Consider the following 14,718-nt stretch of genomic DNA (forward strand, 5'->3'; position numbering starts at 1 on the left):
GTCTCTTAGGATATTGGTCCAGACCGGGATGAACGAAGAAGATTTGCCGAGGAAATGCAGAAACGCCTACCCCTGCCATCCTTGAAGAGCGTCGTGAGGCCATGATGCGTCTCGCTCACGGTCAATATCCTCAAGAAGCAGCCGAACTTTGGCTCGCTTATCTTGTCGCTTTTGGAAGGCTGCCTCGATAGCCGCATTCTCTTCGTCAGAGGGAACCGGAACCTGGAACTCTTTGAGGTCCTTGATGGCAATGGTTTGGATTGCGGCTCCCACAGCAAGCGAGCGCAGGGATGTTTTCACTGCATCGCTTGAGAGAAACTCAAGAAGAGCGACCCCGGAAACCTTACCCCTCTTTGGGCGAAGGATCATGAATGATTGGCCGGCAGTCCAGAAGTGGTTGTCATTTTCCATTGGAACATCACTTGGGACCAAAGCGGCCGTGCCAATTGTCCCTTTCACGGAAAGGATCACGTCGCCCGGTTGAAGTCGCTGTGCGCGAGCTTTCCGGAGTTGAGGCCGATCGAGCAGAAGCTCTTTCTTGGGAAGAGGCAAGAAGTCATTGTCTCCAATGTCAGCAGGCGCTGCTTCACGAATAATGACATCACCTTCATCCCCTTTGCCGATAGATACTGGCCGGATGAGTTCGACCACTTCCGCAAGCGGGAGAGTCTCTCTGTTGTCCAGAAACCGCTCCAGGGCAGCCACTGCAGGTGGAATAACATATCGGTCCAAGCTTAGGATGTAGTCCTTATCCCGGATTTCAGAGATGGAGGCCTCAGCAGTTGCCTCGTCATCCTGATGAGAGGGATGTGAGATAGCCTCAAGCCAAGAGCTTTCGGGTTTGACTTCCAGCCTGCCGCGAACGGTCTTCCCTGCAAACTGAGAGGATCCAAGATTAACAAAGCGAACCGTGTCACCTGCGCTTCGCTTTGGTCCTAAGACAAGGATGTCACTGGCGATGCTGGAGGCATGGAAGAGCATTCCAGCCGGAACTGACAGGATGGCTTTGAGGCGACCGGATTCTACGAGAGCTTCCCGCGCAATAGGCTCTACACCCACACCTCGGAACATTGCGCTACTGGCGACAGATACAATCACGGTATCAGCCGGCGATACTTGAGCATCTGCGAGAGCCACAGCTTCGCCACTTAGGCGTCGAGGTCCGTCATCACGGCCAAGGATATCTAATGCTTTCAGGCTTAGCTCGACGGACGAATGAATTTTAGAGCCGAACGGAGCCATGATAATTTCTGCGTCGTATGCCTCATCAGCGACCCTGTTAAAGGGCTCAGCCATCACGACTTGAAGAGGAACTTCCAAAATGAAAGCCATCATCTTGGCCATGTCGCAGACCTCAGAATGACGATCTACAAAACGTACAGTCGACCCTTTGGAGGCCATCATCAGTGCAGGGTGCAGAGAGCTGGTGAATGCGCAGCGCACAGTGCCTGGAGTGCCGGCAAGCTCGGTGATGCGCTTGGCAGGCAAATATCCAATCCAGAACCCAGTCTCCCGGCTCTGATAGACACCCATCATTTCATCTATAGCCGCAAGCTTCTCGGAGTTGGGGATTGCAAGAAACCGGGAACGCGCCTCCTGTAAGGCGTAGTAGCCATCGTCATTTTCACGAAGAGACATCAGCGCGTTGGAAGCCAAGCCGGAATGTTCAAGCTCCATCCCCATGCTCTGAGATATGTCCGCAAGGAGTACGTTCGGCAATTCGGATTGCCGAACGTACCCGGAGACCCCATCAAGTGCGCGCCAGACATCGGCGTATTTGCTCTTCATTTTATTTCAGCCCCTTATTTTCTTGCAGCAACTGATGAGTAACTGTCAGTGCGATAGGTCGTGATGAGTTCTTCTCCGGCAGAGACTACGGTAATTCCACCTTTGCTCATGACTTTTTGCAGCACCTTCATCTCACGCTGCAGGTTTGTCAGTATCTCATGGCATTGCTTCCGTCCCAAGATGGTCTTGTCTCCGACGGGTTCGCCATATTCAAGCGCCAGATCGACCAGTTCTTGTGTGATGCCTCTTTGGTTCATCCGGGCATCCATGTGCTTTGTCTTTTTCATTTGATTTTCCTTCCTGCTGAATAATACATACACCCCCTGAAAGCAGTTTCAACCCCTTATTTTATATTTTTAGAGAAAATGTTACCCGGTCACTGAGCACTTTCCTTTGAGGAAGAGGGAGGGGTAACGCGGATCCCAGCCTCTTCAAGTAGGTGGTAGGGGGCATTTCGAATCGCGGCATCGACGTCGATCTTAGATTTTGGCGCTTCTCGCGTAAGTCGTAGAGAGAGGAGGCTCACTACAATAACCCCCAAACTGATGACCATCAGCGAGATCTCAACGATCAATTTTGAAGAAATGCTATCCATGTACTCTCCCCCAACAGGCCTGTGAGGCATTCTCACGCCGACAATGTGATCTGGCCAATATTATAGCACAGATCCCCAACTCTTGTTGGCTATCTCGATTTGGTCACCATGACGCGAGACTGAAAGCCAAGGAGCGTGGTCAAGCATGTAGGGGTCTGCTCCGGCTCAGTGCTAAATCCTACGTTAAGCAAAACCGGTCGTTCCTTCTCGATACAGCGAACGGCAGTTCAGAGCCCAAAGTTCCGGACTCGCTGCGCAGTGGCGAATGTCGGTTTCCGGTTCGCACGTCAGCTTTTCCGCCAGATCACTCGGTTTCTGACAGATCACTCCGCGCATCCCGGATGATCATCCATGACGAATGCAGGAACAGCCCTGCGATGGCGAAAGCAACGATGAGGTCAGGCCAGGCACTGCCGAGCCAGGCGACCAGTCCGGCAGCGATCACCACGGCGAGGTTGCCGATGGCGTCGTTCCGGGAGAACAGCCATACGGCCCGCATGTTGGCGTCGCCCTTGCGGTGTTTTAGCAGCGGCAGCACCGCAAGAATGTTTACGATCAGCGCGCCCACGGCGAAGGCTCCCATTAACCCGGCCTCTGGTGTCGTCTGATTCAGGACACGCCAGATTGTGCTGCCGACAACGCCAAGCCCCAGAAATCCCAAGAACACGCCCTGGATCATCGCCGACCGCGCCCGCCATGTCAGACTCCAACCGATAGCGAGCAGGCCCAGAAAGGTGATTGCGCCGTCGCCCAAAAAATCCAGGGCATCTGCTTTCAAAGCTTGCGATCCGGACAGGAACCCGCCGAACATCTCGATCACCCCGTAGCCGAGATTGAGCAGGACCACGATCCAGAGCGCGCGGCGATAGCTCGGGTCTTTGTAAGCCGGATCGGACGATGTATCCCCGCTCTTGATCAGCTCAAAGCCATAGCCGGTTGCGTCCAGTGCTGGACGCACTTTCGGCAAGTCGTCTTCGGCGATCCGCAATGTCATGACATGGGTTGCGGCAGACACCTTCACATCGCCTTCAGCCACGCCCGCAGACCGAGCGGCCCGTTCGATCTCGGCGGCATCCTTGGCGCAGTCCATGCCATGCACCCGCATCCGGATCGGCAAAGACGTTGTAGGCAATGTGGTGTTATCTGCTCGGCTCATATGCGATCCTCTTGAAGGTAGCGTGCGAAAGAAGTCGCCGCTAACGTATCAGTGGATAATGATATGACATTGCAAAACATTCAAGACGATCTTTCGGCAGCTGACACCCTTGAGCCGCGGGCAAAGCTCTTCCGGGGTCTCGGCGACCCCAGCCGTCTTGCGATCCTCGATGCGCTACTGTCGGACGAACGCAGCGTGCAGGAAATCGTTACCCAAACAGGGCTTGGTCAGCCCAATGTCTCGAACCATCTGCGCTGCCTTTTGGATTGCGGTCTGGTCAGTCGCAGGAACGAAGGTCGGTTCGTCCGGTATCGCCTTGCGGACAGGCGGATCGCTGATCTCATCCGCGACGCAGATCAACTACTTGCCTCGACAGCCGTAGGGGTCGATGCCTGCCGAAGCTATACGGATTAACCGACGTGTCCTGCTGCAATGTTCTATTGGTGCGCCAGGCCTAAAGCAGCCATTTGCGCAGCCGCAGCAAAATGGCGCTTTGTCTAAGGTTTGTGGCTGCTGTCAGCGTGAGCTGCAGCGGCGACAAATCTGACAAGGAGGAAAGCGCGGGCGGATCTCGGAGCTATGGGGATTGAGCGTTACGGCTGCATCGCCTGAGGAGCAGAGCGAACCACATTGTGATGACAGGCCGCGCAGATAAGTCGGTTTTCCCAACAGGACACGGCCGACCAGTGCTCCGTCCTGCCGCTACTGGCCTGGTGCAACGCGGGGTCTGGTGAGGTGGCCGCACTGACTGGTCCGGTGTTTGCACAGGAAAGCGCCGGGTTTTTGCGTCGTATCATGCGGCGTTCTCCCGTGGCGGTGCGCGGGATCTGGGTGTTTGGCCCCGTGTGAAGGTCTCGATGACGATCATGGCGCCGTCGCACTTTGGGCAAGGCTGATGGGCATCAAGACCTGCGGGGTTGTCACTTTCCCCCTCGACTGGCGTTTGGCCGGGTTTTGGTTCTGTATTGAGCAAACGCCTGATCTCCGCGATCCGGTCACGACGGATTCCATTGGCCAGGAACCCTGTGTGGCGGATGCGATGGAAGCCAGATGGCAGGACATGGATCAGGAACCGCCGGATGAACTCGCCCGTGGGCAGGCGCATGACCTTCATCCGGTCGCCGCGCTTGATGCGGTAGTCTTTCCATCGGAACGCGACGGTCTCGGCATCCGCGCTGACGAGGCGGTGGTTCGAGATCGCGACCCGGTGGGTGTATCGGCTCAGATAGGCCAGCACCGCCTCTGGCCCGCCGAAGGGTGGCTTGGCATAAACAACCCAGCTGGCTTTGCGCAGCGGCGCGAGATGGGAGGCGAAGGCATCGGGATCGGCCAGTCCGGCCAGTTCCCCGAAGAAGGCCAGCTTGCCCGTTTGGTGCAGTCTGATCAGCCCTTCGAGGAACAAACGCCGGAACAGCTGCGACAGGACCTTCACCGGCAGGAAGAACCCCGGGCGACAGGCGACCCAGCGGGACCCGTCCGGCGACAGCCCGCCACCCGGCACAATGACATGCACATGCGGGTGGTGCGTCATCGCCGAGCCCCAGGTATGCAAGACCGAGGTCATACCGATCCGCGCACCAAGGTGTTTTGGATCGGCCGCAATGGTCAGCAGAGTCTGCGCGGATGCCTTGAACAACAGACCATAGACCTCCGCCTTGTTCTGGAAGGCAATGTCCGCAATCTGGGCCGGCAGCGTGAACACCACATGGAAGTATTCAACCGGCAGAAGGTCTTCGATGCGCGCCTGCATCCAGTCTTTTGCGGTTGCTCCCTGACACTTCGGGCAGTGCCGATTGCGGCAGGAGTTGTATGCAATGTGCTGGTGATCGCACTCTGTGCAGGCAGCGACATGCCCGCCGAGAGCGGCGGTGCGGCAGTTCTCAATCGCGGACATGACCTTCAACTGTGGAAGGTTCAGGTGTCCGGCATGTTCGCGGCGATAGGCCGGCCCATGATCGCGGAAGATATCCGCGACCTCCAGTCTGGGACGAGGCATCGGATCCGGGGTCTATCCGGCACCGGCCTCCCGTCGCACCAGCAGGTCGAGCGGGCTGGTCACATCCCGGATCGTCTTGATCGCCACCTTGGTATAAATCGTTGTGGTCTCCAGCTTGGCATGGCCCAGCAGCACCTGGATCACCCTGATATCCGTCCCTCCCTCCAGCAGATGCGTGGCAAAGCTGTGTCGCAGCGTATGGGGCGAGACCCGCTTCTTGATCTCTGCAAAATCACAGGCCACTCCGAAGGCCCGGTTGAACTGCCGCGTCGAGATCGGGTCGACCCGGTTGCGGCCCGGGAACAACCAGCCCGCTGGCCGTGCTTCGCGGTAATAATCGCGCAGCAGCACAAGCAGGCTCGGCGACAGCATCACGTGGCGATCCTTGCGGCCCTTGCCTTGGTCGATGCGGATCAGCATCCGGTCGCTGTCGATGTCGCCGATCTTGAGATGTGTGACCTCGCTCGCTCGGAGCCCGCCACCGTAGGCCACGCTGAAGGCAGCCCGGTATCTCAGCCCCGGTCCAGGTGCCGCTTCGAGAATGCGGGTGACCTCCTCGGCGCTGAGCACAACCGGGATCTTCTTCGCCGCCCTCTGATACCGCATGTGCCGCTTCATCTCCGGACGCGGGCAGGTGGTCGCGTAGAAGAAACTCAGAACCGTCAGCCGGTTGTTGAAGGTCGGTGCGCCGACGCCCTTCTCCTTCATGTCCAGCTGGAACGCGCGCAATTCCTCGGGTGTCGCGCTATCCGGCGAATGCCCCAGAAACCCTGTAAAATCGCGCATCGCCCGCAAATACATCGTCTGGGTTTTTGGCTGCAGCCCCTTGATCCGCATATCTTCAATAAAACGGCGGCGCAGCGGTGGGATATGTTGCTCTGACATTGAAACCTCCTGTCGTCAGATTGAGAAGGCCTCAATCGTCCGACAGGTTGGTCAGTTCGCAAAATCCATGCAGTTCACATCAGCACGCAACACCCACCACAAGCACCAATACCGCGAGAGCGGTTTCGTCCTTGTCCCGCACTGTGTGATTTTATGCGCAGCGCAGCGAATGGCGGCTTTCACAAACGCAGGTTTGTGAAACGGATGTAAAATAGGCTCTCAGATAGCGAAGTCGTGCATCTCAGCTCATGTCTAAATGTAAATTCCGCAAAGGGTGCCAGCGTCAGGGAAAAATATTTCTTAGCGTAGGATTTTGCACTGAGCCGGAGCAGACCCCATGTAGCGCCCCACCGGATATGCGCCACTCGCACTGGAGCATCCGCCGCCAGATAACGAAAGACAGACAAACGGCATCACCGGCCGATTAATCTGACTTCTGCAAAAGTTGGCATCTGCCAACAGCATTCATCTTGGACGCTAAACCTCGGTGGCGTTAGATATGCAGAATGTCGATGCATGATCCCCACCGCCTAAAGGAAGTCTGGAGCCAGAAGAGCGTTCCCGTAGTCCTTCGCCGTGATGGGAAGGGTGAACAGGTAAGGGTCAGGTTGCCCTATGCTGAAGTAAACTACGCGTGGCTTCGAGACGGTCGCCGCCTTCGCCCCAGTTGGAATGCGAGCCTGACATGCTGGGAAGTACCCAAAGCCTGGTTCAATGATCTGGTAAACCGCAGCCTTCGCCGTTGGGGCCGTATCTATGTCATCCAGCCATATCAGGAGCAAGAGATCTGTGCGCCCGCCTGCATGAACGCATCGGGTCATGAGTGCCAATGCTCCTGTATGGGAGCAAACCACGGGCAGGGTGACGATGGTGGCTGGTTCTCGACCGATGATGCGTTTGCTGCTCGGTGGGGAAAGCGTGAACTCGCCTGTCGTCTCATGATTTCTCGAGCAGAATAGATACCTATGATGTAAGCATCCGGCGTGGGCCGCGCGTGGTCAGCGCGCGCGTTCACAGTCCATTTCAATGAGCTCTCGCAGGTTTTCGATCCCGAAGGGTGAGAAGGCGATGACGCTATCGTCATTGGGGCCATAAACCCAGATCACGCCATCTTCGGGTTCCATATCAATGGCGAGGTCGAAGATTCGATCGACGGTTTCTCCGAGCTCGGCAGCAACGCGGTCGATGGTCTTGACGGAATGCACCTTGTTGAGCTGCATGATCATGCCGCCTCGGCGAGGGACCGGGTATTCCAGTTCCATATGTGGACGGCCCCCACTTGCAAGTGATTTTTACAGATATTTTTGATCGGATCTCTTGCTTCCATATGTGCGGCCTTTGTGTGTGGTCGCATATAACCACTGGCCAAGATGGTTTCCGCGACGCGTGTTCCTAACACGGCAACGGCCTTGAAAGGCCACTGGAACTGACGGAGTGTCACGCGTCTTGGATCGATCGATCGCACCATCTGCTTTTCTCTTGCAAGTTCACTTGATCGGCTCATCACGGCAACTATTCTGTAGCGCTTGGTGTAACGGCCAATATTCTATATAGCCTGCGGCTGCTCCTCCATCCGCCGATATGATTCACCGCTCACCATGAGCTTCCAGGCAATACGGGCGATCTTATTGGCAAGCGCCACCGCAACCAACTTCGGCTTTTTCCTCTGTAGCAACTCGGTGAGCCATCGGGATGCATGTCTGCTGCGCCCCGCTCTGACATGTTGAAGAAGAGCAGTCGCGCCAACCACCAACACGCTCCTCAGCATTTCGTCTCCGGCACGGGTGATCGCCCCAGGCCTGGCCTTCCCTGCGGTCGAATGGTCTTTAGGTGTCAGCCCTATCCAGGCAGCAAAATCTCGACCAGACTTGAACAACCGGGGGTCTGGGGTCTTCATCATCAGGAGTGATGCGCCGACTGGCCCGACACCAGGAATCTCCGCAAGGCGCCTGCTGCATTCGTCGGAGCGATGCAATGCAACCAATTTTTCCTCTACAGCCTTCGTTTCGGCGAGCAAGTTTCGATACTCAACGCCATGCATGGCAAATAGCTCGCGTGCCAGTTCCGGGAGAGATTGATCAGCCGCTATTCGCTCCAACAACGGTTCTATCCGACACATGCCAGTGGCCGCGACGATGCCAAACTCCATGGCGAAACCGCGAATGGCATTGGCAAGCTGCGTCCGATTGCGGATTAATCTCTCCCGTAGGCCGACCAGCATCAGAGCAGCCTGCTGATCGGCGGTTTTCACAGGCACAAAGCGCATGGTCGGGCGGCTCATCGCCTCACACAGAGCCTCCGCATCCGCCGCGTCGTTCTTGCCGCGCTTCACATACGGCTTCGCCAGTTGAGGCGCGATCAATTTCACCTCATGCCCCTGGGAGCCTAACAGTCGCGCCCAATGATGCGAACCTCCACAAGCTTCAATCGCAATCGTGGTAGGCACTGCTTTCTCGAAGAACTTCACCATCGCACTCCGCGAGAGCTTCTTGCGCAGGATTGGTTGTTCGGCTGCGTTCACGCCATGCAGCTGGAAAACGCTTTTTGACGTATCCATGCCAATTCGGATAATCTGTTCCACGGACGGTCTCCTTTGATTAAGAACTACAACGAACTCACCATGGCACATTGCGATGCCGTTGGGAGCCGTCCACCCCAACAGGGCAGAAGTTCGTGCATGCGCGAGACGGGCATGTCGGGCAGTCTGGCGAGAACATCGGCGAGCCAGGCCTGCGGGTCGATGTCGTTCATTTTGGCGGTGACGATGAGGGTATACATGGCGGCGGCCCGCTCACCGCCGCGCTCGGAGCCTGCAAAGAGCCATGACTTCCGACCCAAGGCCACGCCGCGCAGGGCGCGTTCGGCGGCATTGTTCGTCAGGCAGATGCGCCCGTCATCGAGGAATGCCGTGAAGGCCTGCCAACGGCCTTCTTTCTCGAACATGTAGTTGATCGCCTTGGCCACCTTGTTGTGCCTGGACAGTCTCGCGCGCGCTGTCAGCAGCCAGTCATGAAGGCCGTTCACCAGGGGACGGGAGAGTTCCTGACGGGCGGCAAGCCGGGCATCAGCATCCAGCCCATTGATCTCGCGCTCGATGTCGAAGATGGCGTCGATCCGTTTGACCGCTTCCAGCGCAACCGGCGAGATCTGATGGGCAGGTTTGCCCTTGCGGACGTTGCCTGCGATGTCGGCAAGTTCGAAGAACTTACGGCGCGCATGCGACCAGCACAGCGCACTGGTTACGGGTCCTGCGTCGCGGTCGTCGCGATATAGATCGTTGTATCCACCATAGGCGTCCGCTTGCAGCACACCTTGCCATCCGGCCAGGTGCTGGTTGGGATTGGTGGCCGCGCGATCTCGAGAGAAGCGGAAGAACGCTGCTGGTGGCGCGCCGCCATTCCAAGGGCGGTCATCACGGACATAGGTCCACAGACGAGCCTTTTTCGCGCCACCCCGCGCCAGAAGCGGCACGGTCGTGTCGTCGCCATGCAGGCGGTGAGCGGCACGCACATGGCTTTCGATCAGGGCATGGATCGGCTGCAAGGCGACAGTCGCGTGCCCGACCAGGTCTGCCAGGGTGGAGAGGCTCAGATCAACGCCTTCACGCGCAAAGCGCTCTGCCTGCCGGTTCAGGGGCTGGTGCTGGCCATACTTCTCGAAGACGAGCATGGCGATCAGACTGGGCCCGGCCCATCCGCGCGGGATCGCATGGAACGGGGCCGGTGGCTGGCTGATCTTTTCGCAAGCCCGGCAGGTGAACTTCTCGCGCACGGTCTGGATCACCTTCCACCGCCGCGGGATCACCTCCAGCGTCTCGGTGATGTCTTCACCCATCTTCACGAGGCGATCCGAGCCACAGCAGCTACAGCCGTCGGGGGCCTCGATAATAACCCGCTCGCGCGGCAGATGATCGGGGAACGGCTTGCGCACAGGATGGCGGCGCGTGAAGGCCCGCACCGTGGAGGTAGCCTTGTCAGTTGCCTCTTCTGCGGCCAGGGCATCCTCGGTTGCCGCCGCTTCCAGTTCTTCAAGCTGCAGTTCCAGTTGATCGATCAGCCGGGCGCGCCGTTCCGACGAGATGCCGTATTTGTCACGGCGCAGCTTGGCGATCTCGAGCTTGAGTTCCTGGATCATCGCTTCCGAGCAGGAGACGACCGCACGGGTCTGTGCCAGCTCGCTTTCCGCAACCTCTGCGCGGGCCTCGGCGGCGGCCAGGGCCGCGCGTAATCTGGCGAGTTCGGAAGCGGTGTTCGACATGGCGGATGTCTATCACCCGGGCTCGCGAGACGCCAACAAAAACAGGCCCGTTAGCCCAATTTATCCAGCTTTTGCAGGGCGTTGCGTCCAGCGTGGATTGCGCCAGTCGATACCCTCCAGAAGATAGCCCAGCTGCGCTGCCGAGATCTGCACCGCTTCACCCGACCGGCTCACCGGCCAGATGAACTTGCCCGCTTCCAGGCGCTTCAGATAAAGCGACATGCCGACGCCATCATGCCACAGGATCTTGACCAGATCGCCCTTGCGGCCCCGGAAACAGAATATCTCGCCCGCATGCGGATCGCGGCCGAGCCCTTCCTGCACCTGCAGCGCCAGCGTGTTCATGCCCCGCCGCATATCGGTGACGCCGCCCGCAATCCACACCTTCACACCCGCCGGAAATGCGATCATTGCCGAGCCACCACTGCCAGAACCCGGGCAAGCGCTTCAGGCTCTACGCCCACCGGCACAATGAGCCGGTGCCCATTCGGCAGGGCTATCTCAATCCGACAGTCAGGAGGTGGGCAGGAATTGACCGGATTTGCCTGCGACGCGGGAATCCCCTTCGTCACGGTCACCGGCGCGAACGATCCCGGACGAGAAGAGCCAAGCTCGCCGTTTCGATACTGCCGCCGCCAAGTGGTCAGCAGCGACCGGCAAATGCCATGCCGACGCGCTGTTGCTGCCGCTTGTCGGTGGCCGATAAAGCTTTCCTCCACAATGCGCAGTTTGTCATCATCTGACCAATACCGGCGGCGATCACCATCGGCAGCGGAAAGAACTTCGATTTGAGGGCGGTTGATAAAGTCGGACATAAGGTCGGACTTACCATCGGATCGAACCCGAGATCAGACGGCCGCCGCCGGAGGCTTACCCTATGATGCCCCTTTAGCGAGTGTATAGATCCCAACATTTCCAATAAGGATTTCTACCATGGTCATAAAAATCTTACCGGTTGCCGGGGTATGTATGCTGTTCTTCCTCTCGTCGTGTGGATGTGACCCAGGCGAGGTTAAGGTTGGGATCAACGGAGGCAGCGTCTGCAGGCCAGAAAGTGACGCAGGCTCCAGCTACCTTCTACCTTGGATCTTGCTGCTTGGAGTTGTTGCTGTTTACGCTGGATTTCGGTCTAAATAACGTCGAACCGAGACGCTTCATATGAGAACGTAATGAAAAGCATTACCCGATCCGTACTCAGAGCCAGTATTTTTGCCCTCCTTTTCAGTGCTGGTGGTGGAGTATCGGCAGATACAGCCGCAGGCGCCAACTCTCTGTTCGTTAGGGCTGTCGAGGGATGGCAAAGCGTCGAACAAATAGCTGGCAACGATACTGCTTCTGCACGGCGAAAGCTTGAACGACTGAAGGAAGTTAGTGCTGCAATAGACAGCATTATTGCTGATCATAGTGGCTCCGAGCTCGCAGTTAAACTTATCATTGGCGAGACTGTTGGCCCTCTGTCTGTTCCGATGCTCAAAGAAACCGTTCGCGAAGCAGAGTTGAAACTACAACTCTCCGAATGTGCAGATGAGCCAACATCATCTTGTATCATTGATCTGGCAGTAAGCATTGTTCGCGATATGAGCGGTGACTCCTCATTCTACTACATCAAGGATATTGCCATCTCGCAGGCTCAGGCAGGTCTGTACAACGAAAGCCTGAAAACGGCTCGGAGCATACCGGATCGTAAGGTCCAAGAAAACGCGCTGTCACAAATCTCGATCAAGATGGCCGAAACTGGAGACTTAGACCAAGCACTGAACTTGGCATCGGGTCTATCAATCGGAAGTGCAGCCTCACAGGCGTACAGCGCTATAGTCTCGTCCAAAATCGAATTGGGCAAATTTGGTGACGCAGAAAGATTGTTTGAAAAAATTGAGGATAACCAAGCGCGTCGTGATGTCTTAATAGAATATGCAAAAGCGCTTGCCTCTAAAGGTCAGATGGAAACATCGATGGACCTCTTAACGCGGATCGATGACGTTTATAGATCCGCTGCAATGAAAGACATTTTTGAAATCCAAGTTAGCGAAGGTGATTATGAATCCGCTTGGGAAACGGCCGACAATATCCCAGACGATAGCTATCGATGTCAGGCCGTCGTCAGGTTCGGGATCGCTACAGATGATCGCGAGATCATTGATAGAATAATAGAAAGCACACTGAACATGGAAGATGGCTTCCATAAAGAAATTTGCTTTCGCACCATAGGAATTCAGGCGAACCGCTCCAGCTTCCTTGGAGAAGCACGTCGACTTGTAGCAGAGCGGGGTGGGCTCAGTATCTGGCATGCAGTGAAGGACGAGCTTGAAGCTGGTCTGTTTGAAGATGCTTATCGTACTGCACTGACATATACCTCAGATTCGAGCCGCTCAAATTCACTTGCGATGGTTGCAAAAGAGGCTGCTTCAGCGGGGCATATGGATTTTGCTGAACGCATTCTTGCGGAACTGCAGCCAGAAGATGAGGCTTCGGTGCGCGGCAAACTTTGGTCGATAGATGGGAGAGCAGAGCATGTCAGCAGGCTATGGAAAATTGCAAATGATAGCACAGCTGAATGGCTTCCCGGGGAACCAGAGGTTCGTAGCTTTATTTCGTCAGTCGACAACATCGAGCGCATGGCCGAGGCCACTGAGATCGCGCGGAAAATTCCATCCCAGGCGCTTCGCGAGGGAGCAATTTCTTCAATTTCTGCGGAATATGCAAAGGCTGGGAAATTTTCAGAAGCTTTGTCATCTCTCAAACTTATCAGAGAACCCTACAAGCTTACCGAAAGCCTACTGGACGTGGCCGCCGAAATGAATTGAGTGCCGGTTTCAATCCGGCACTCTGCTTTGTTTCAAGGGAAATCCCAGGTTCGGAGCCGGTTGTACCGTACTCTTATTCGTATTTTGTCCCTGCCAATTTAGAGGCGACATCCGCTGATGAGGCGTTTTGCTCAACATCTTCGAGCCCTGCGAGTTCAGCAATATCGAAGTAGCGATGGCCCATCATCCCACCCGGAGAGGCTTTGCGCACATCGGTCTCTTCGAAACGGTCAACCAGGTAGTACCTGTGCGCATCTGCGGCAAAACCCTTAAAGTAAGTCTCTGCTGTACGGATGATATTTTGGATGCGACTCGTGTGCTCAGTACTGAGCGCCCCGAACTCTTCGACTTCGACAATCAGGTTGTCGTCTTCTTTACGGCATATAGCCGCAGCAACTACCCGCCCCACATGGCTGATTTTCTTTTGGCGATAGACCCCGAGAAAGTGGGCTCGGGTCCATTTTGGGTTTCGGTGCGCAGGCTCAAAGTATACACCGTGCTCGATATTCTCACGCCAGGATTGCCCGCAAAGCATTGCTACCATCTTGCGGTGCTGATCAGGGAGAAGGTTTTCTCCGCCGATGAATGCTTGGTAATCGTCTAAAATCTCTCGCAGATCCGGATTATCGGAACAGGCAGTATCAAGTGCTTCAAGTAGTTCTCGGTAGGTTGTGGCTGCAAAGGTGATGCCGTGCTCAAGAGCCCGCTGTTTCCATCGCTCGTCGTCGTCAACATTGGTGCTGTTGTTCGTTATGCCAATCAGGAAAGCTGAACTCTCTGGGTGCCCTCTTTCAGAGATTGAGCGCATATGGCGCCCTAACTGATCGTCGTAAAGGCCGTCGCCGCGTTTTGCCTCTACATAAATATGCAGTGGTTTCTGACTGAGCACAGCATCAGGGATTGAATATGCCTCACCAACTTGCTGTTCAAACCGCGGGCCGATTTCAACCTCATCCTCATCCAGCAGAGATTGGAGGACATCCTCTACCAGACGAGGAGATATTCGATAAACATGTTTCAACATCAGCATTGTGTTGTTGGTTACGTGGTTCTCGCGCTGCGAGTACGTTTGAAAATGATTGATAGCGCTCAATTTGTAACCATTCGGCGAAGGCCGTGGGCGCGCCGTATTGATCAGAGGTGTTCGGGTACGGCTTTTGGTTTACGCGGCTTCGGGGTCCATTTTTTGGCAAGACGCTCGAAGTTATCGAGGATGCGGCCGATCTCTGCCTCATCC

At 56.3% G+C, this 14,718-nt stretch carries 13 protein-coding genes; 2 read left to right on the top strand and 11 right to left on the bottom strand.

The window, feature by feature from the left end:
• Nucleotides 1-66: 66 nt before the first annotated feature.
• The 3 genes from AC13DE_RS00710 to AC13DE_RS00720 all read right to left on the bottom strand — a co-directional run bounded on the left by AC13DE_RS00710 (nt 67) and on the right by AC13DE_RS00720 (nt 3,539).
• On the bottom strand, nt 67-1,788 hold the full coding sequence (locus tag AC13DE_RS00710) for an N-6 DNA methylase (RefSeq protein ID WP_483046696.1): 1,722 nt from the start codon (nt 1,786-1,788) through the stop codon (nt 67-69).
• A 14-nt stretch (nt 1,789-1,802) separates the two neighbouring features.
• Nucleotides 1,803-2,075 (bottom strand): DUF4258 domain-containing protein, encoded by a 273-nt coding sequence (locus AC13DE_RS00715; RefSeq protein ID WP_237274043.1) that lies wholly within the window; start codon nt 2,073-2,075, stop codon nt 1,803-1,805.
• Nucleotides 2,076-2,687: 612 nt separating this feature from the next.
• Complete coding sequence (locus AC13DE_RS00720; protein ID WP_038068544.1) at nt 2,688-3,539, bottom strand: cation diffusion facilitator family transporter; 852 nt, start codon at nt 3,537-3,539, stop codon at nt 2,688-2,690.
• A gap of 63 nt (nt 3,540-3,602) precedes the next feature.
• Between AC13DE_RS00720 and AC13DE_RS00725 the strand changes: the two genes are divergently transcribed.
• Nucleotides 3,603-3,953: an ArsR/SmtB family transcription factor gene (locus AC13DE_RS00725; protein WP_014132722.1), complete on the top strand. Its 351-nt coding sequence runs from the start codon at nt 3,603-3,605 to the stop codon at nt 3,951-3,953.
• 379 nt (nt 3,954-4,332) lie between these two features.
• Here the strand turns inward: AC13DE_RS00725 and AC13DE_RS00730 are convergent, their stop codons facing one another.
• The 7 genes from AC13DE_RS00730 to tnpA form a co-directional block, all read right to left on the bottom strand.
• Nucleotides 4,333-5,535, bottom strand: coding sequence for an IS91 family transposase (locus AC13DE_RS00730; RefSeq protein WP_012187141.1), 1,203 nt, complete (start codon nt 5,533-5,535; stop codon nt 4,333-4,335).
• Between the two features lie 12 nt (nt 5,536-5,547).
• The gene (locus AC13DE_RS00735; RefSeq protein WP_012187142.1) at nt 5,548-6,420 is read right to left on the bottom strand and encodes a tyrosine-type recombinase/integrase; all 873 of its coding nucleotides are present in this window, start codon (nt 6,418-6,420) and stop codon (nt 5,548-5,550) included.
• A 998-nt stretch (nt 6,421-7,418) separates the two neighbouring features.
• Entirely contained in the window at nt 7,419-7,682 is a 264-nt protein-coding gene (locus tag AC13DE_RS00740; protein WP_483046697.1) for a hypothetical protein, read from the bottom strand.
• A gap of 284 nt (nt 7,683-7,966) precedes the next feature.
• Nucleotides 7,967-9,001 (bottom strand): IS110 family RNA-guided transposase, encoded by a 1,035-nt coding sequence (locus AC13DE_RS00745; RefSeq protein ID WP_483046698.1) that lies wholly within the window; start codon nt 8,999-9,001, stop codon nt 7,967-7,969.
• A gap of 23 nt (nt 9,002-9,024) precedes the next feature.
• Complete coding sequence (gene tnpC / locus AC13DE_RS00750; protein WP_483046699.1) at nt 9,025-10,677, bottom strand: IS66 family transposase; 1,653 nt, start codon at nt 10,675-10,677, stop codon at nt 9,025-9,027.
• A 60-nt stretch (nt 10,678-10,737) separates the two neighbouring features.
• Complete coding sequence (gene tnpB / locus AC13DE_RS00755) at nt 10,738-11,088, bottom strand: IS66 family insertion sequence element accessory protein TnpB (RefSeq protein WP_067630184.1); 351 nt, start codon at nt 11,086-11,088, stop codon at nt 10,738-10,740.
• A complete protein-coding gene (tnpA, locus tag AC13DE_RS00760) occupies nt 11,085-11,492 on the bottom strand; it encodes an IS66-like element accessory protein TnpA (protein ID WP_483046700.1) in 408 nt (135 codons plus the stop codon). Before tnpA ends, tnpB begins: the two co-directional genes overlap by 4 nt.
• A gap of 354 nt (nt 11,493-11,846) precedes the next feature.
• On the opposite strand from tnpA, the gene AC13DE_RS00765 reads away from it, so the two are divergent.
• A complete protein-coding gene (locus tag AC13DE_RS00765) occupies nt 11,847-13,481 on the top strand; it encodes a hypothetical protein (protein ID WP_483046701.1) in 1,635 nt (544 codons plus the stop codon).
• Between the two features lie 73 nt (nt 13,482-13,554).
• Here AC13DE_RS00765 and AC13DE_RS00770 read toward each other — a convergent pair whose 3' ends face one another.
• Nucleotides 13,555-14,574, bottom strand: coding sequence for a hypothetical protein (locus tag AC13DE_RS00770; protein WP_446313998.1), 1,020 nt, complete (start codon nt 14,572-14,574; stop codon nt 13,555-13,557).
• Nucleotides 14,575-14,718: the final 144 nt, after the last annotated feature.

The organism is Sulfitobacter sp. L-8 (assembly GCF_056859255.1).